The sequence below is a fragment of the Helicobacter felistomachi genome (assembly GCF_030296895.1).
GTDB lineage: Bacteria > Campylobacterota > Campylobacteria > Campylobacterales > Helicobacteraceae > Helicobacter > Helicobacter felistomachi.
In genome coordinates this window covers 249,363-266,356 of the sequence record NZ_AP028022.1, presented here as the reverse complement: position 1 = coordinate 266,356, position 16,994 = coordinate 249,363, and the positions used below count along the sequence as shown (strand labels likewise).

Annotated in this window: 17 protein-coding genes and 3 pseudogenes; 10 read left to right on the top strand and 10 right to left on the bottom strand. The window is 38.7% G+C overall.

Annotation, left to right across the window (positions count from 1 at the left end):
• The 5 genes and pseudogenes from QUE23_RS01480 to vapD all read left to right on the top strand — a co-directional run bounded on the left by QUE23_RS01480 (window position 1) and on the right by vapD (window position 2,208).
• Complete coding sequence (locus tag QUE23_RS01480) at window positions 1–246, top strand: helix-turn-helix domain-containing protein (RefSeq protein WP_286348933.1); 246 nt, start codon at window positions 1–3, stop codon at window positions 244–246.
• A 359-nt stretch (window positions 247–605) separates the two neighbouring features.
• On the top strand, window positions 606–848 hold the full coding sequence (locus QUE23_RS01475; RefSeq protein WP_286348932.1) for a type II toxin-antitoxin system RelE/ParE family toxin: 243 nt from the start codon (window positions 606–608) through the stop codon (window positions 846–848).
• Window positions 839–1,066, top strand: coding sequence for a helix-turn-helix domain-containing transcriptional regulator (locus tag QUE23_RS01470; RefSeq protein ID WP_286348931.1), 228 nt, complete (start codon window positions 839–841; stop codon window positions 1,064–1,066). The genes QUE23_RS01475 and QUE23_RS01470 overlap by 10 nt, the downstream gene beginning before the upstream one ends.
• A 306-nt stretch (window positions 1,067–1,372) precedes the next feature.
• Complete coding sequence (locus tag QUE23_RS01465; RefSeq protein ID WP_286348930.1) at window positions 1,373–1,753, top strand: hypothetical protein; 381 nt, start codon at window positions 1,373–1,375, stop codon at window positions 1,751–1,753.
• Window positions 1,754–1,909: 156 nt separating this feature from the next.
• Window positions 1,910–2,208, top strand: a pseudogene (gene vapD / locus QUE23_RS01460) (endoribonuclease VapD).
• 375 nt (window positions 2,209–2,583) lie between these two features.
• Here the strand turns inward: vapD and QUE23_RS01455 are convergent.
• The 7 genes and pseudogenes from QUE23_RS01455 to QUE23_RS01425 all read right to left on the bottom strand — a co-directional run bounded on the left by QUE23_RS01455 (window position 2,584) and on the right by QUE23_RS01425 (window position 8,022).
• The gene (locus QUE23_RS01455) at window positions 2,584–3,255 is read right to left on the bottom strand and encodes a tetratricopeptide repeat protein (RefSeq protein WP_286348929.1); all 672 of its coding nucleotides are present in this window, start codon (window positions 3,253–3,255) and stop codon (window positions 2,584–2,586) included.
• 60 nt (window positions 3,256–3,315) lie between these two features.
• Complete coding sequence (locus QUE23_RS01450) at window positions 3,316–4,809, bottom strand: MFS transporter (protein WP_286348928.1); 1,494 nt, start codon at window positions 4,807–4,809, stop codon at window positions 3,316–3,318.
• A gap of 158 nt (window positions 4,810–4,967) precedes the next feature.
• Window positions 4,968–5,516: a hypothetical protein gene (locus QUE23_RS01445; protein ID WP_286348927.1), complete on the bottom strand. Its 549-nt coding sequence runs from the start codon at window positions 5,514–5,516 to the stop codon at window positions 4,968–4,970.
• Window position 5,517: 1 nt separating this feature from the next.
• A complete protein-coding gene (locus tag QUE23_RS01440) occupies window positions 5,518–5,814 on the bottom strand; it encodes a hypothetical protein (RefSeq protein WP_286348926.1) in 297 nt (98 codons plus the stop codon).
• Window positions 5,815–6,345: 531 nt separating this feature from the next.
• Window positions 6,346–6,903 carry a hypothetical protein gene (locus QUE23_RS01435; RefSeq protein ID WP_286348925.1) on the bottom strand — a complete coding sequence of 186 codons (558 nt, stop codon included), beginning with the start codon at window positions 6,901–6,903 and terminating at the stop codon, window positions 6,346–6,348.
• A 291-nt stretch (window positions 6,904–7,194) separates the two neighbouring features.
• Complete coding sequence (locus tag QUE23_RS01430) at window positions 7,195–7,458, bottom strand: ribbon-helix-helix domain-containing protein (RefSeq protein ID WP_434801970.1); 264 nt, start codon at window positions 7,456–7,458, stop codon at window positions 7,195–7,197.
• Window positions 7,451–8,022, bottom strand: a pseudogene (locus QUE23_RS01425) (P-loop NTPase family protein). The gene QUE23_RS01430 and the pseudogene QUE23_RS01425 overlap by 8 nt, the downstream one beginning before the upstream one ends.
• 692 nt (window positions 8,023–8,714) lie before the next feature.
• On the opposite strand from QUE23_RS01425, the gene QUE23_RS01420 reads away from it, so the two are divergent.
• The 3 genes from QUE23_RS01420 to QUE23_RS01410 all read left to right on the top strand — a co-directional run bounded on the left by QUE23_RS01420 (window position 8,715) and on the right by QUE23_RS01410 (window position 10,367).
• Window positions 8,715–9,677, top strand: a complete 963-nt coding sequence (locus tag QUE23_RS01420; protein WP_286348924.1) for an outer membrane protein — start codon at window positions 8,715–8,717, stop codon at window positions 9,675–9,677.
• A gap of 178 nt (window positions 9,678–9,855) precedes the next feature.
• Window positions 9,856–10,050: a type II toxin-antitoxin system RelE/ParE family toxin gene (locus QUE23_RS01415; protein WP_286348923.1), complete on the top strand. Its 195-nt coding sequence runs from the start codon at window positions 9,856–9,858 to the stop codon at window positions 10,048–10,050.
• 62 nt (window positions 10,051–10,112) lie between these two features.
• Entirely contained in the window at window positions 10,113–10,367 is a 255-nt protein-coding gene (locus tag QUE23_RS01410; protein WP_286348922.1) for a helix-turn-helix domain-containing transcriptional regulator, read from the top strand.
• Between the two features lie 707 nt (window positions 10,368–11,074).
• Here the strand turns inward: QUE23_RS01410 and QUE23_RS01405 are convergent.
• Window positions 11,075–11,275, bottom strand: coding sequence for a hypothetical protein (locus QUE23_RS01405; protein WP_286348921.1), 201 nt, complete (start codon window positions 11,273–11,275; stop codon window positions 11,075–11,077).
• A 487-nt stretch (window positions 11,276–11,762) separates the two neighbouring features.
• On the opposite strand from QUE23_RS01405, the pseudogene QUE23_RS01400 reads away from it, so the two are divergent.
• A pseudogene (locus tag QUE23_RS01400) lies at window positions 11,763–12,842 on the top strand (TonB-dependent receptor plug domain-containing protein); the annotation flags it as partial.
• Between the two features lie 401 nt (window positions 12,843–13,243).
• Here QUE23_RS01400 and QUE23_RS01395 read toward each other — a convergent pair.
• Window positions 13,244–14,128: a glycosyltransferase family 4 protein gene (locus tag QUE23_RS01395; protein WP_285602506.1), complete on the bottom strand. Its 885-nt coding sequence runs from the start codon at window positions 14,126–14,128 to the stop codon at window positions 13,244–13,246.
• Between the two features lie 854 nt (window positions 14,129–14,982).
• Here QUE23_RS01395 and QUE23_RS01390 point away from each other — a divergent pair.
• Window positions 14,983–15,858 carry a glycosyltransferase family 25 protein gene (locus tag QUE23_RS01390; protein ID WP_286348920.1) on the top strand — a complete coding sequence of 292 codons (876 nt, stop codon included), beginning with the start codon at window positions 14,983–14,985 and terminating at the stop codon, window positions 15,856–15,858.
• Here the strand turns inward: QUE23_RS01390 and QUE23_RS01385 are convergent.
• Entirely contained in the window at window positions 15,833–16,843 is a 1,011-nt protein-coding gene (locus tag QUE23_RS01385) for a glycosyltransferase (protein ID WP_286348919.1), read from the bottom strand. The two genes, QUE23_RS01390 and QUE23_RS01385, sit on opposite strands and share 26 nt — an antisense overlap.
• Window positions 16,844–16,994 lie beyond the last annotated feature (151 nt).

Below are 16,994 nucleotides of genomic sequence, written 5' to 3'. Positions count from 1 at the left end.
ATGGCTTTTAAACCTTTTAGCATACCTAAAACTTTAAACACAGAAGGGCGGCGTTTGGCGTACCTGAGTGCCGTTCTAGAGGATGGCGACATGGCAGAGCTTAAGCGTGCCCTTGCATATATTGCTGAGTCTAAAAACATCGACTTACCTCCTTTTGAGGGGGATGCTCTTGAATTTGCAAGAGTTTTAAAAAAATTGGGTTTTACTCTACAAACTTTAGAGATGCCAAAATGCCACACTGCTTGAAACCTACAAATCCCAAACTCCGCAAGTACTATGTGGTAGGGGGGTTAGCCCTTTATAACGACAAATTGCGTAGGCATTGAGTGGGTTGTGACACCCAAAAGCCCCCAAACCCCCAAGAGAGGGTTTTGAAGTGAGAGATTGTTGTGCTGATTGGGAATCAAAGAGCCTAGGATAAGGCGAGAGTCTGTGGGGAGTTGCCAAAAGACAGATATAGCAATTTGAGCGGTTTTGAGGGATCATAGAGCAACACATAGAGGGCGGGGATTCAAACATTGTTTTTGTGTTAAAATAGCCATATGAGCCGTATGGTTATTAAAAAATCTAGTATATTCCAGCGGTGGTTGCATGACCTCAAGGATGTGAAAGCACATGGTGTGATTTTGCGCCGCTTGCGGGCTTTGGAGCAGGGGCATTTTGGCGATTGCAAGCATACCACAAAGTCTATCTTTGAGTTGCGTGTCCATGTGGGACCGGGCTATCGCCTCTATTGTTCCAAGCAAGGCGACACTTTGGTGATTTTGCTCTGTGGAGGCGACAAAAGCACGCAAAAAAGGGATATTGAAAAAGCCCAAGAGATTTTAAAGGAGTTTCCATGGAAGTAACTTTTAGCCCCTTTAGCGTGGTGGAATTTTTGAATAGCGATGAAAAGCGTTTGTCTTATCTCAATGCAGTTTTAGAGGATGGGGACTTAGTGGAATTGCAAGATGCTTTAGAGGTGATTGCCAAATCTAAGGGGGTGGAGCTTCCCAAGAGAGATAGCCTTTTGGAGCTAGTGAAGTATTTGGGCTTTAACTTGCAAGCACAAACCAAGCCAAGTTAAGTTAACAAAGTTCCAAAATAAGCACTCTTATATACGATTTTAAATGTAAAATACAAGTCTTAATTCCAAACAAATACACAGGAGAACAAAATACCAAATCAGATCACTAAATGCTGTTTTTCAAAAATAAAAGAAAAACTTCAAAAACTTGCCAAAAAAGCCGACTGGACAAACCCGTTTTGGGGAACGATACTACTTTTTATTATAGAAACAATTATAGTCGCTATTTTTTTAAAAAACCCCGATAAAACACTCTTTATCAACATTACCGTCTTTTTTGCTTTTGTTAGTAATTTAGCGGCACTTATGTCTGCCTTATTTGCTAATTATGCAAGAATTAACTCCAAAAAAAATGCAGCTATACAAGTTGAATCTCTCCTCCTAAACGCTTACAAAGAATACATAAATGCCAACCACAATTGTTTCTCAGAAAAACATAGAAAGGATACACAAGCATACTTCCTCATAACAATGAATACATGTTGCAAATATATTATTGATGGATTTGTAGAACAAAAACTTTGCAAAGACAACTTAAAAGAATTCATTGAAATTTTTGAGAACACCATCAGAACAGAAACAGAAAATGACAACTATCACAGTATCAAGGACTATATTAAGATTCACTATCCCGAGTTTGATATTAACAAAAAATCAACAAAACCCCACAGAAAACCCCAAAAATAGCGGACTTACAAGCCCCAAAAGACACAAAATCTAATCCTCTAATTGTTTCTATAGTATACATTAAAGTAAAATGGTGACAACGAGCTCAAGAGAGTCTTAGTATCTAAACCCAGTTTTTGTAAAAAACTTGTAAAATACCTCCAATAAGGAGTAAGAATGTATGCTTTGGCCTTTGATCTTAAAATTGAATTGCTCAAAAAATTGAATTGCTCAAACAAGAGTATGATACACCTTATAACAAGGCCTACGATGATGTGCGCCAAGAACTAGAAGTCTTGGGATTTAAGTGGACACAGGGGAGCTTATATCTTAGTCCTGATAAAAATGCCCTGGCTGTGGTTTGTAAAGCTATTGCCAAACTCTCTAGCATTGATTGGTTTAAAAAGAGTGTGCGAGATATTCGTGCTTTCAAGGTAGAAGATTTTAGTGCTTTTACAGAGATTGTGAAGGGATAGAGTACCTTTGACTTATCTACGGTCTGTTGGTGATTTTTTACGTTTTTTGTAATCAAAAGTATCGTTAGAGGGCTCTGTGTTTTTTGGAGTCACCACTATAGTGCCTTCCACTTTGTCTAGATTAGTTGAAGGCAATGTAGCCATTAAATTTGGATACACTCTAGCTATTAAGCAGTTGGTTTAAGGAGAGATAATCAAAAAACATGCTTTGCCAATACTCGAATCTTTTTTACAGTATTGTGATGTTTTTTGATCTCTGGGAAGGTCTTGACCTTTTTTCTATATTTCAAGTGATAAGAGTTTGAACATTTCTCACATTTGTAGTTTTTGGAAGTATTTAGGTTTTAGCATAGGTCTTGAGGCGTACTATATTCGCTACGGTATGTTTCCTAGGCCATCGTAAGCATCTAAATTTCCCATTTTTATAGCTTTTTGGAAATATTCTTTGGCTTTGGAGTAGTTCCTAGAAACACCCTGACCTTTTCTATACATCTCACCCAAGTTATTATAAGCTGCGGCATTCTCCATTTCTGCAGCTTTTTTGTAGCATTCTAGGGCTTTAGAGTAGTCTTTGAGGATACCTCGACCATCATTGTACATAACTCCCAACTTGTAATAAGCTTCACTAACTCCTCTTTCAGCAGCCTCATGGTAATACTCAATAGCCTTAAAATAATTCTGAGAAACACATTCACCGTTGGCATACATGGAGCCAAGCTCAAAAAAAGCCTTAGCATGTCCCATGTTGCACGCCTTCTCATAATATTTCACAGCCTTTAAACAATCTTGCGGAACACACTGGCCGTTACGGCACATAAAACCTAATTTCACATAAGCTTCAGCATATCCCATATCACCAATTTTTCTGTAGTATTCAATAGCCTTAAGATTATCCCCATCATCGCAAGCCTTTTTGGCTATATCAAGATATAACTGCTCTCTCTCGTTTTTGTGAGTTAGTTGTTTTTGCTTTGTTCTGCTAAACATGCATACTAAGAAGCATATTAAAAGGACAACAAGAATAGCAAGAAGAATATCAACTATCATTTTTTGTTTTCTCCACTTCAGTAGCCGTCAATCAAACAAACAGAGGTGAATGGTTAACCATCACGATTCTTTCTCTGAAGCATTAACAACTAAAATGTCCGAGGCTTTTGAAAATGCTTCCATAACAGCAATAAAAATTTTAGACCGTAATTCTAAAGTCTTGTCAGGATTAGTAATATCAGTGATATAGGATATACAAAGGCGCACCCCTTCTTTTTCTGATTTGATAAATACTTTTGGGTCTGGATTCATGTATTGCATAGCATAGGCACGTGATTCTTGGTATTGTTGTTCTGCAGTTTCTCTGTAAGGTGTTGAGTACGATTTAGCGATGCTCTCAGCGATATTCATAGCTTTTCTACAATTCGAATCAAAGGTGAGCAAAAAGTCTAGACTATCCCAAGTAATTTTACCATGTCGGCAATCGTATATCGCAATTGAACTTGTAAAAATGCGATAGATAGGCACATTAAAAAAACGACCGGCTTTGCCATCATTTTTAAGATAAGTATCTAGTGTGATATCCTCATACAGCACGAAATGAAGTGTGCAGATATCAACCACATAACCCATGCTTGTGCTCCCATCTTTGTTAAAAACTTGTAGGTGATCGCCTATATTGATCCCTATGATAAATTGCATAGCTAGCCATAGTAAGAATTTGATAAGAGTTTTGATTATAAAGAGTCCAGCACTGGCGGAAACTCCTTTAAATAAAATGGATACAGAATCATAGAAGAATAAAAAAAACATTATTGAGATAGTGATGAATAGTATATTTAAAGCAATACCAAGCCCCTTACGAATTTTATACGAGTAGTTCCACCCACACTTTTTGGCAACCCATTCTGCGAACGATTGAATGAGTAATGCGACTATTAAAGGAGCAAGCATGCCCATAAAAATCCATGCTGCAATAATGAACATCCAAAGTGCAAACTTCCATGCCCGTTCATTAAACCGAGATAAAAAACTCTGGGCGGTTTGTCCTATCTCTTCTTCATAAGTCTCTATATTTTTTTTTAAAAGATTCTGTGCGTCTCGGAGTGTTGCTTGTTTAATTCGTTCTCGGTGGATTTCTTCAGAATATTTGTGATCTAAAGATTGCAGCTTCTCAAGTATTTCTAGTTCTTCTTTTAAAAGGTTTAATGCTTCCTCTAAAGATTTTTGATTTGCTTGCATGGCAGTAAGCTTAGCTTTGGAATCAGAAAAGGAACACACCTTAGAAATGTAAGGCATAAAACAAATGGTACTTTGGAGATCTGGTGTAGGAGGTTTTTGCACAAGATTTCCAAATAAACCGCTTTCTTCAGATTTTAAAACCTTTCCCTGTTGTTTGGGCGTTTGCGAAGTATGATTTAAAATCGTAATTTGACATTTGTTATTTTGATGTGTTGGAAATTTGTGTTGGTTAAGTTTTTTAAGCCAAATGTTACTGTTGTCTTGCAACTGTTTTTGGATAACGTCTAGCTTATTCTGCAAATCTTGTTGAGTAGGACTTGCTGAAAGGGACATACACACAAGTGCCAATGCTAGTAAACGTACGACATCCATTTATTTGACCTCCAAAAATTATTTTCCTAGTTACCGTTAATATACCTCCAAGCAAACTATCATTATTTAGAGAAGCTATTTATTATGTAATAAATTTAATAAGGATTTTATAAGGATACACTACATATTCCCACAACTCCATCAACACTGCCAAACTCCTATGGTTTAGGCATATTTTTGCCATTTTGTGGTGCCATCCCCGGTGTTTTTTCTGATATTTTTTCTTCTGCTGATCCCGCCAACTCAACACTTGCATCCTTAGTTTCTGCCAGTTTTTTAGATTCTAAGTCTTTAGCTTCTGTGCGTGGTGTGTAATCTAGTGGAGTTTTAGATAGAGTTTCTTGTGTGTTTTTAAGTGAGGTCTTTAATCTAAAAACCTCACCTTCCAGGTCTGCAATACGCTTCTTATTTTTCTCAAGGGTCTCCTCTTGGATTTTTACCTTGTTTTTGAGTTGTTTGTTCTCATATCTGAGTAGATCATTGTCCTTCTCACTCTCTGTGAGCTTTTGGCCATAGGTATCAGAGTTCTTAAACTCTGTTGTGAGTCCCTCTAGGGCTTTTTTTGTTCCCTCATAGATAGATGAGAAGCTCTCAAGTGCTTCTTCTCTGCTTTTTTCAATCTTCTGTAATGCAGGGGTAAATACATTGGCTACCTTATGATTGAGCTCTGCTGACCTTCGCTTGGATACACTCAAATGTTTTGCCATGTCATGTGGAAGGGGCATCGGTCCATTTAACTTTACTGCCTAACAAGCTTTTACCTAATTTGACTATCCCTCCTAAAGTAGAGTATTTCCCGGCGATGACATCTTGAAGAATGGCCTCGTATACTTCTGCTTGAGTTGTGAGGGCCTCCTCGTGTTCTTTTTTTGCAGAGATGAGGGCAGCATCTCTTTGTGTGATGGCATGGCTGTATTGTTCTTGTAAGGACTTGAAGTGATTCGGTAAGCCAAGCTGACGCTTGGCATCTATATTGCTCTTGGGGGCAAGCCCCCAAACCCCCAAGAGAGGGTTTTAGAAATGAGAATTTGATTTTGGTCTTGAAGTATCTACGATTGTGGAGCAATCATGTCCTTGGAGAGAGAGTAAAAAAAATAACTAAACAGAGCAATCATGCCTTTGGAAGGTAAAACAAAGCAAAGCGGTAAATCAAAGATAGCGTTTTAAGAGCTTTTAAAGGGTCGTAGAGCGAAAGATTAGGGGTTTGGAGTATTTAACTATGGTTTGGGGGGGGTTGAAAGTGGTTTGTGGGGGCTTGTAGAAGCTTTAAAAAACAATAGCTTGAAAAAACTCAAAGACAAGAATAGCTGACAATAACTTTGAGTTACCAAACATCCTCGTACAGATGACGGATGATAGAGTGGTTATAAAGATTTCAAAAATACCTGCAAACAGTACTAGACACAGCAAATCAGGCAACCATCCTAAAAAATTTAAGTGAAAACTAATATTCTTTGCAATAGAATCCAAGCGAATTCGGTGTGGATTTCCACTCACCTCTCGGGTCTGCCCGGAGGTCCCTCTCCGTTCGTTCTCTTAATTGTTCTCTTTACTGTCCTTGATCTCTATCTCCAGCTCTGGATGGATTGTCTCCAATAAATCCTCTAAAAATACCTTTATCTTGATAGGATTCAAACCTGTTTTAATGCCTTTGAGTTCTGTTGTAATGTGTGGAAACACGCCTTTTCTCTTTCCGTATCTGACCTTCAAGATATTTTCCCAATGGTAGCATCTGTTGCGTAGAATCTGCAACAAGTTTAACATCGCATCCACTTTGTAAGCATTCACATTTTCAACCTTTTTGCGCTCCAAATACGCGTTGCTTGCATTGCTCTTGTCGTATTTGCTAAAGTCTATACTGCTCAAATCGAGTATTGTATTCTGCAGTTTGCTCTCTTTGATGATGCGGATAATAGTGCCTAGTGAAAAGCGCGAAAGATATTGGGAGTGTTTCAATCCTTGATTAACATCTTTTTTACCTTTTTCTCTCTTTTCTATCTCAAGCCTTGCGTGTTCTATTATCACAGTTACTCTTTTTTCTTCCTCGCTCTCATTGAGTGGATTTACAATCCAATCTAGATTTTTCTTTTTCATCTCAATGTCTAGGATATTTCTCAGACAAATCTTAATAGTTACTAGATGTGGAGTGATTTGAGCAATGAGTTGTAAGTTTCTAAAATGCTCCTCGGTGCTTGTATAAGACTTTAAGCGTTCTGCAGACAGAAGATTTTGGATTGTTCGTTCTATGATAGTATCCTTTGTTATCTTATGTTGGCAATTGAGTGTTTAGCCTGTTTTAGGCAGAAGATCAAGATTTTGGAGTAGAATGAGTGTCTAAAAGATAACTCTAATACTTTAAAAACACAGCACTACCCCACTTTCCCCCTACCCCCTCACCAAATTCTTTAACACATAGCGTTTGACAAAGAAGCCCACACTATCAGCCTCCTTGTCAGCTAGAGCTTTTAGGGTGTTGTATTCCTCTTGGGATAAGTAAAATGTAACGATGTGGTTTTGTTTTAAATGAGCGGGCAAAGGTTTTCTACCTGGTTTGGCTTTGTCTTTAGCACTGAAAGTGTTTGCTTGGGGGTTGTGGGTGTTTTTCAAAGCATCTTGGATAGATTTGGGGGTGTTTTTGTTTTCATTCATTGTTTACTCCTTTTGTTAAAGTGTCTAAAAGGCGTTGGTATTCTGTCATGAAAGTCTTGTATTGGATTCTAGAGAGTGGGGTTTGCAAAGACAACTCTTTAAAGCTCAATCCCTTACGCATAGAGTTTTCTATAATCTTAGAGTGTTTAAAAAGAAAAAGTTTAAATCTGTGAAGTTAGATTGTAAGGTAGAACTTGTTTGTTCTTGCTCTTCTAGGCTTTGATAATCGGTGACGAGCACCATTAAGGGCACTTTTAAAACTTGTAACTCTTGGATGGTTTCAATGGTCTTTAGTAGGGAGTTGTAAAGGGGAGTGCAGGGGATGAGGATGGCTTGACTGGCTTTAGCAATCTCTAAAACCCCACTTTGGATAAAGCCTCCAAAGTCATAGACACAATTGTTGATTAAAGAAAGGCGGGTGCTGATTTTAGCTTTATCAGGGTAAATGCTCTCAATGATGGAAGAGTCGTTGCTTTGCAAGAACAAATCTAAATCTTTAGCAATGGAGAAACTAAAGGCGGTCTTACCCACCCCACCTTTTTTGTTGATAATGGAGAAAATCATAGAGAACCTTTGTTTTTGGTTTTTGGTTGGTTTTTGGTGCTGTGGGTTGATGGGCATAGACACACTGCTTGACATTGCTGACATCACTGACTAGATTAGTGTAGAATGCGAAATCTTGAATTAGCATGATATTCAATTAGTGTAAGATTTAATCCATTAAAAAATGTTTAAAATTTTGATTAATCAAATGAATAATGTTTGTGATTGGGTTAAATATGGATAAGTAATGTTTTGAAATAGTGTTAAATATAAATAGATAATATTCTATATTGTGTTTAATACAAATAAACAATATTATATATTTTAATAAATATGAATAAACAATATTTGAAATTGTATTTAATACATTGAATATTATTAGAAATTGGATTTAATGGTGTTGTAAATTATTTTGGAGTAATGTGAAGGTGATGGAGCAAGATAGTGTTTAAAGCATTTTAAAGGGTCGTAGAGTGCAAGGTTAGGGGTTGGGGGTTTCTAACTATGGTTTTGGGGTTGTAGGAGATTGTAGGAGATTGTAGGAGTATAAAACTACTCAGTCTAACTAACTGCTACTATTACTACGGTAGCAATGGCTAACTCCGACATATCCTCTGTTTTACTACGGAGACAAGCGGTAGGTAGCAAGAAAGGGTGAGGCAAGCTTTCCAGAATGATGCATGGACAGCAACCCCCAAAGAGTATTATGACAAGTGAAAATTCTACGAATTACAACTGATCTTTGTGCTACAATAGTCACTGTTATTGTACATGGGATCATAAAAAAGGTCTGGGCTATGGTAGGTGATGGTAGGTCTTGGGTATCTAGACAAATCAGTATCTTAGCCGGTGTGCTTATGCTCTTTCCTCTATACTTCCTGAAAGCAGAAGGAAGTGGCGGGTTTGTAGAAGGTGGTTTTCAGTATTCACGCATGGTGGGAGTGAATAACTATAGCCAGCCAAAGCTTCGTTTTATACATAATGGCAGTGTGTTTGATCAATACAATTTTAGCCAGCCTGGTAAGGCATTGGGTAATCTTTACGGTGGGGATTTTCAGTTTGGCTATAAACAGTTCTTTGGACAAAATAAACGCTTTGGATTGCGTTACTATGGATTTTTTAGCGGACAAACAGGAAATGTGGTCTTTTCTATAGAAGCTGCCACTCCTTATAAAAATTGCCCTTATGCTTGTGGGGCATCTAAACGGGAAGGGCCTGCTACAAATTTGTTTTATGGAGCGGGCATCGATGTGTTTTACAACTTCTACGACAACTCCAATCACACTTTTGGTATCTTTGGGGGAGTTATGGCTGGAGGCAGTTCTTGGCTGATTGGTAAGGTTTATATGCAGGGAACGCATATTTGTAGCCCTAATTCTACCAACAATAATGGTCAGTGCGTTACCTATAATGAGTCTTATCTACAAGAACAAGCATATACACGAAAACTAGGCAACAAGGCTAACTTTATTCCTACTTTTGTGCAATGTATCGTGAATGTAGGATTTAGATTAAATTTTACAGAGCATCAAGGGATAGAAGCGGGTGTACGCATCCCCATTTTTACTGATCCCTACTATACGGAAAGGGACACTTTAATGCAAGGCAAAGACAAATACACCATCAATTTTAAACGCACGATAGTCGCCTTTGCTAATTATGTGATTAGTTTCTAACCTGTACGGCGACGTGGCTTGCTAGTAAAACTAAAACGAGTATGAACTCCGCAGACTCGCTCCCCGCGGCATTCGAAAGCTCTCTTAGGACATACTTTGTAAGCTAGTTGGTGTGTTTAGACAATAATCGATTTTGTGGTGTGGGTAATGGTGGGCTCTTTTGTCAAAGTCGCATTGTATGACCCCTTTATCTGTCATCACTAAGAGATTAGACATGTTGGGCACAAACGGACATTTTGGCGATCACAAGCACATCACGGGTCAAATCTTTGAAATGCGTATCCACACGGGTGCAGGCTATCGGCTGTATGTGGCTAAACGGGGCGAGGTGTTGGTGGTTTTGCTGTGGCGCGCCGTGCAGTGGCGCGCTTAAGGCGATAAAAGCACGCAACAAAAGGATATAATCAAGGCACAAAAAATCTTAAAGGATTATCCATGTCCGTAACTTTTAAACCTTTTAGACTAGCTGAATTTTTAGATACAGAGGAAGTGCGCTTAAGCTATCTTAACGCCGTTTTAGAGGATGGCGACATGGCAGAGATCAAAGATACTCTAGCGGTTATTGCTGAGTCTAAAGGCATTGACTTACCTCCTTTTGAGGGGGATGCTCTTGAGTTTGCAAGAGTTTTAAAGAAATTGGGTTTTGGATTGCAGTCTTTGGATGAGATGCAAAAACGCAACACGGCTTAAATCCACCAAACCCCCAAGAGAGGGTTTTGAAGTGAGAATTTGAGTTTTGGTCTTGAAGTATCTATGACTATGGGGCAATCATGTCTCTTTGGAGAGAGTGAAAACTGATTGATTTAGAACAATTATATCTTTGGAGGACAAGATAGAGAGAAGCCATCAAACAAACATAGCGTTTAAAGGGCTTTTAAAGACTCGTAGAGCGAGAGTTTAGGGGTTGGAAGTATCAAACTATGGTTTTAGGGTTAAAAACGGTTACAGAGGCTTATAGGTAAAAAAGATTAGCATGATGTACGAGAACAAAGACTTATATCAACATCAAGGTGTTTTTTACGAATTCATGTGATATTGTGTGCGAAGTTAAATCGGGGGGCTCCCCCGACTCTCTTTGAAGGTCCCCTTTCTCAGTCTTTTCGGTTCCTTGGTACTTGTTTGACTTGACTGACTTAAAAATCGATGCTCTGAGTCCTTCCTAAGTGTTGTAACAGAAACTCTAGAAAGTATTCAATCCTCTCTCGTGTGCAAGACTTACAATCTGTTCAGGATGATTTGTGCCACTACTTAGCGCGCAAGCAGAAAGCCTAGGATAGACGATGCCTTCTTTGATCCTTCTTGTCTTTCCTAGATTCTCCCAGTAAAAACAAGCGTTCCTAAGATTAGAAAACAATCCGAGACAATGTTGACCTTATGGTAGTTAGGTAGTTTTAAATCTATTTGCTTGATTTTCTTGTTAAACATACAGAAGTCTCTAAAATCCAATCTGTATTTCCTGTCAAATTAGACAGCAAGTAAGAGTTGTAAGCTTTTGCATCGGTTCTTTGTGTATAAGCCACATGCCCTTGAATAAGTCCAGCCCAGCCCACACGTTTGCTGATCTTCTCTATCTCTTTGCTTAGGTAAGGTTCGTTCATAACCAAGCTGCACTGCCAACGACTAACTGCATGCAAAAACCCACAATGTTTCTTAGACAAATTTCTGCTTGAGCAATCTTGGGAGTGAGCCTAGCATTGAATTCTAAACTGACATAAGGATATGAGATTTCTCACATCTCTTTTGAAAGCTTGCACTTGTGTGTAATAGACTTCTATGTTTGTGTTGTCTTTCATAGCTGGTGAGTGAGAATATCTAGGTTTATTAAAGACAATTTTGACCCTTTGAAGGGTGATTGACAAAAGTTTTTGAAGATTGTCAACACAAAACAACCCTCTTTTTTCTAATCTAGTTCTATTTTCGATTTAGTTTCATCAACTTCATCCATTTTAGCTTTAGCAATCTCTGATAGATTAATAATTACCGCTGAGTATTTATTTTTAAGTTATTATTAGTTTTATTTAAGTATTATTAAGAACGGATTTTTTATCGTCTATTTGCTTACTTAGTAGTTCCAAAGGAAACGGAATGAATAAAATTGCACTTCTCTTCTGTGGAAGCTGTTTGGCTGTAAATAGTTTGTATGCTGCTAAAAGCAATATCAAAACACATCGCTTACAAAGAATAGAAACTAAAGGAACATTTGTCAGCGAAGAAGCCCCGGAAAGTTGGCGCAGTTCCGGAGTAAAAAACTACATAGGTAGCCGCACGGTTATCTCGCACAAAGCACTTACTCAGCAAGCCAACCAAAGCATTGAGGAAGCTTTACAAAATGTGCCTGGTATCCACATTAGAAACGCTACAGGGATTGGAGCTATGCCTAGCATTCAGGTGAGAGGTTTTGGGGGGAGTGGGTTTATGGGCAACAGTAGTACCGCCCTAATTTTAGTCAATGGTGTCCCCATCTATGTCGCTCCATATGTTAACATTGGTATGTCCATCTTCCCCGTGACTTTCCAATCTGTAGATCACATCACAGTCACTAAAGGCGGGGAGAGTGTGCAGTATGGACCCAATGCCTTTGGTGGAGTGATTAACATCATTACCAAACAAATTCCACAGAAATGGGAGAACCAAGCCGCTGAAAGAATGACCTTTTGGGGGCGTTCAAATGGGGGATTTGTAGGTCCAGTGCCAAACAATGAACCCAAAAGTGATGAGAGTAAGACGATAGGAAACAACATCCTTTATAACACCTATGTCCGTAGCGGTGGGATGATTAACAAATACTTTGGAGTGCAAGCACAGGCTAATTGGATGAATGGACAAGGCTTTAGGTATGATAGTCCAACCAATATCCAAAACTACATGTTGGATTTGCTTTACCAAATCAACGACAACAACAAGATCACGGCTTATTACCAGTATTACAAGTTTTTTCTCACAGATCCGGGTTCTTTGAGTGAGCAAGATTATGAACAAGATCGTTTCCAAAATGAACGCCCGGATTACAACAAAAGCGGTAAAGCGATGCGTTGGGGAGCGACTTATCAAGCATTATTTGGCGATACCTCAAAAGTAGGTGGAGATTTTACTTTAACCTACTATGGACATGACATTGCACGGGATTTTCAGGTCGATTCCAACATGTTCAACGTAAACATGAATATGTCTATTCTTTATTTTATGTAAAAATCGCAAATTTCATCTATGTTCACAAAACTAAACCCTTTATTCTTAAGAAAATTAATAAACGAATCTAAAAATATTGTTGAGATGACTAGATTATCTGGAAGTTGGTCTTGACTTCTTTCATGCACCATGCCGTGTACAACACGGTGAAGTATAAAAATTAACCTCATCTCATCCTGATTGTTCACGACAAAATCGTACAACCTACAACACTTTTTGTAAAAACTAGACACCCCGCCATACAGTCGCTCAAGCATACCAAACCCCTGCACTACGAAAGATGAATAAACTTAGGTAACCGTTATACCAAAAAGTGGAGATCATCCCCCAATTTTATGAGAGCAATTATGACCGAATAAAAAATTTCTTGGGTGGTACTAATCCCCTAACATCCTCTCCACGATCTCTACATGCTTTTGCATGCTCTCTTTAAAATCAAAGAGTTTAGCCCTCTCTAGACCTTTTTTAATGCATTCTTGGCGTAGAAATTCATCTGTTAGGGCAATCTCTAATTGTCTAGCGATGTCTGCGACACTATATGGATTGCAATAAACTCCGGCATCGCCTAAAATCTCGGGCATGCAAGAAACATCGCTAGCTAAGACCACACAAGAGGCGCGCATCGCCTCCACCATAGGCAAGCCAAAACCCTCAGCAAAACTCCCCCACCACAGCAAGCGGGCATTGGCGTATAGGGTTTGCAATAAACCATCAGAAACATAGTTTAAATTGATGATGAAGTCTTGACTAAAATATTGCTTATCATATTCATCTATGTCGTTGGGTGCGCCTGTGAGGACAATTTTAAAACGACTTTGCAATTCCTGCGACAAGAGTCTAAAGGCATCGATGAGACCACGTACATTACGCCGTTTGGCTTTGGCTCCCACCACCAAGATAAATTCTCCTAAATGCGGTGGCAGTGGTTCTAAATGCTGTTCTCTATATTCTCTTGAGCCATGGTAGATCACATGCACCTTTTCTTTAGGAAAGCCAAATGTTTTTAAAATATCTGCTCTCACACACTCGCTAAAACAAATCGCCTCTGTGTAGGTGCGCATGATGGGGAGGACAGCTTCCCTCCAGAATATTTTCATCTCTTGGCTAATGAGCCATGCTTTTTCATCGCATAAAGGTAAATCGTGGATACAGCCCAAAGTTTTTTGGGCATTGAAAGAAACCCCTTCATACGAGGGTTCTATGTAGAGATCAAAAAACCTTTTTCTATTGCGTTTAGCTCTTTGTTTTTTTAAAAAGTTCAAAAAACAATACTTTAAAGATAAATAGAGCTTTTGATTTAAAATAACTTTAGATGGTTTGATTAAAGATAGTTTAATTAAATGAATAAATTTACGAATAAATTTCTTTTTTGGTCGTGCGTAAGAAGAGCCCTGTTCACTTAACCATGCTTGTAGGTTTGGATAAAATTTGCCATCACCATAAATCGTGACATTGACATCTTTTTTGCCCTCGAAATGCTTTTCCAAAGTTTCAATAAAGGTTAGAGCATACACACCTAAGCCTGTTAAATCCCCCTTGATAACCGATGCATTAAAAACAATCTCTTTCAAAAAAACCCTATAACCCTCTAGGAAAACTCGCAATTCTAGTATAAATAACTAAAAAAGCTGAACTCAAACTGAATTCTTATAGCATGGCGCGGTTTTATTGGCTTGGAAGTGAAAGTTTACATGTTTGATTGCACTCGTGTGCAACCTTGTAAATACAATAAAATCTAATTTGAACAAAATGAACAAAATGGACTAAAAATTATCGTAAAAATCATGCGGATGCAAAAAATAGAGTGTCTTTCAGCTTCTTAGTTTTTCAAAATTGATTCCAAAGATTGGGAGGTTGTGCTAGGTGTTCAGACTTATACAAAATGGCTACAATAGCGTGCAAAAATTACAAAAAAGACAGAGGATGTGTTATTTATTTCTTCATGTGCGCTCGCTGAGGGCAGTGCGCCCTATTTGGAAACAAAAATTGTAAATTGTTTTTAGGATTTTTTAAGCAAAGACACGCCCTCGCCGATTGCAGGGGTGTTTTCGAGCTATGGTATAATATCGTGGGTTTACCAACTCTAAAAGTTTTTGTCAGTTTAACAAGGATTTCTATGGTGTTGCCTATTTATTTCATTTCTCTCAAAGATCACCCTAGGCGTAAGCATTGCCAAGCCATCATTGATAACCCACCTGTTCAAGAAGGCGATCTTAAACTTGAATTCCATCTTTTTAATGCGATCGACAAGCGCAGCCATTACTTCAGAAAGGATTTGGGCTACAGCGGTTTGATTGAAAATTCTTATTCCCTAGAGTGGCTTAAAGAGAGTGAATGGTTCAGGGGCATGCATGGGAGGGAGTTGTTGCCTGAAGAATTGGGTTGTTATGCGAGCCACTACATGTTATGGCTTAAGTGCATTGAGTTAAATTGTCCTATAGTTATCTTGGAAGATGATGTAATGCTCAAATCCAATTTTTATGAAAGCTTGGTGCACTGCGTGCAAAGCCCCTTTGATTTTGTGCGTTTATTTGCCACCTTTTGGGAGATCAAAACTAAAAAATCAGTCATCGCTCATACTGGCGGATTACAGGTATTGCCCACAGATCCCAGAATAGAAATCATTTTAAAGGAGCATTTCTATCTCTCATGTTTAGAAGTCTTTGCTGCTGCTGCTTATTACCTCACTCCAAAGGCAGCGAAAGCCTTTGTGAGCGCAAGTCTACACTTTACTGAGCCAGCGGATAATTTGCTCACTCTAGTACATACGCATAAAATTCCAAATTTGACCTATATTCCCATGAGTGTTGGGTTTAACAAAAACCAACTTTTTTCTACTATTTCCACGGATGATCCGACTAATTTACGGGAAAGTGCTCAGAAATTCCGTTCCAAACGCCTGTTTACACGCCTTGCTAATTCTACTTTCTTTGTAGTCCGCCGTTACTATTATTATCGCCTTTTTCTCAGACGCTATGCCCATTTACGTTAAGAACCTCTAAAAATTGTGGGATGATTTGGTCGTAAGTGTAGTCTTGAATAGTGGCATGTAGAGTCTGGGCCACTTGGTTGTAGTGATTCGGATTGTTTAGCAAGAAGTCCATTTTATGCGCCATTTCCTGAGGGGTTTGCACTACTAAACTAGCGCAGAGTTGCTTGACACAACCTACATCCATGCATACGAAAGGTAGCCCGTACTGCATGCTCTCCAAAATCACCATAGGATAACACGGATGGGGAGCAGAGTGCAAAAACAAAGTGGCATGAGTAAAGAGTGCCAAGACTTGTGGGCGCTCTAGTGAGTGGAGAAACAATACGGGTTTGAAACCATGTTTGTTGTCTAATTCTTGCTTGAGTGTTTTGAGGTAGCCTAGGGCATGCCCGGTATTTAAGGAGCCTACAAAGACTAAGGGAATTTTTGTTTGGCTTAAATAATAGGCTTGCAAAATCTGGTCGTGGTTCTTAACGGGGTGGTAATAATTGGAAACACTGAGCAAATAGGGACCTTGCATGAGGGTTTCTAAATCATTATCATTGGTTTTTTCTAGGAGTGTGTCTAAGGGTGTTTGCAGTGTTTTAGGCGGATAGATCTCAAAAATCCCACGGGGCAAGATACCTATCTTAGAGCAAAAATGTGTAAGGACACTGTAAGCATATGTGTTTTCGTTTAAAAAGAATACATAATCAAAGTCTTTTAAATGAGTTCTCAGTGTGTGTTTGAGCCACTCAAAATACCTAGTTTCTTTGTTAAATTTTGATTTGATTTTAGTAAATTTTGATTTGATTCGGCTTTTCCACGAGTGATTCTGTCGTATGTCAAATGCTTCGTGGACGTTCAAAACCTTTTTAACTTTCATAGTAGGGAGCAAATCATAGAGCAGATTACACGCCCAACAAACTCCTCCATAAACTCCTGTGATCCCAGAGCAGAGTAACAGATCGCACTCAAAATACGCTACAAAATCCTTATAGGCCACAACCTCACCTTTTGTCAAGCAACCTTCCGTATAAATGTGAAATCCGATGACAAGGAGATTAGGAGCGATTTCTACGGCCTCTTTGGTGGTACTCCCACTAGTGATGGTGTGTTTTTGACCTTGCCATTGGAGGGTTTGCAAATTAAAAACA

What these genes read in the sequence shown, in the direction of transcription:
- QUE23_RS01480 (WP_286348933.1), top strand. Translation starts at nt 1, where the DNA reads ATGGCTTTTAAACCTTTTAGCATACCTAAAACTTTAAACACAGAAGGG.
- QUE23_RS01470 (WP_286348931.1), top strand. Translation starts at nt 839, where the DNA reads ATGGAAGTAACTTTTAGCCCCTTTAGCGTGGTGGAATTTTTGAATAGC.
- QUE23_RS01465 (WP_286348930.1), top strand. Translation starts at nt 1,373, where the DNA reads ATGTCTGCCTTATTTGCTAATTATGCAAGAATTAACTCCAAAAAAAAT.
- QUE23_RS01455 (WP_286348929.1), bottom strand. Translation starts at nt 3,255, where the DNA reads ATGATAGTTGATATTCTTCTTGCTATTCTTGTTGTCCTTTTAATATGC.
- QUE23_RS01450 (WP_286348928.1), bottom strand. Translation starts at nt 4,809, where the DNA reads ATGGATGTCGTACGTTTACTAGCATTGGCACTTGTGTGTATGTCCCTT.
- QUE23_RS01445 (WP_286348927.1), bottom strand. Translation starts at nt 5,516, where the DNA reads ATGGCAAAACATTTGAGTGTATCCAAGCGAAGGTCAGCAGAGCTCAAT.
- QUE23_RS01435 (WP_286348925.1), bottom strand. Translation starts at nt 6,903, where the DNA reads ATGAAAAAGAAAAATCTAGATTGGATTGTAAATCCACTCAATGAGAGC.
- QUE23_RS01430 (WP_434801970.1), bottom strand. Translation starts at nt 7,458, where the DNA reads ATGAATGAAAACAAAAACACCCCCAAATCTATCCAAGATGCTTTGAAA.
- QUE23_RS01415 (WP_286348923.1), top strand. Translation starts at nt 9,856, where the DNA reads ATGACCCCTTTATCTGTCATCACTAAGAGATTAGACATGTTGGGCACA.
- QUE23_RS01410 (WP_286348922.1), top strand. Translation starts at nt 10,113, where the DNA reads ATGTCCGTAACTTTTAAACCTTTTAGACTAGCTGAATTTTTAGATACA.
- QUE23_RS01405 (WP_286348921.1), bottom strand. Translation starts at nt 11,275, where the DNA reads ATGAACGAACCTTACCTAAGCAAAGAGATAGAGAAGATCAGCAAACGT.
- QUE23_RS01390 (WP_286348920.1), top strand. Translation starts at nt 14,983, where the DNA reads ATGGTGTTGCCTATTTATTTCATTTCTCTCAAAGATCACCCTAGGCGT.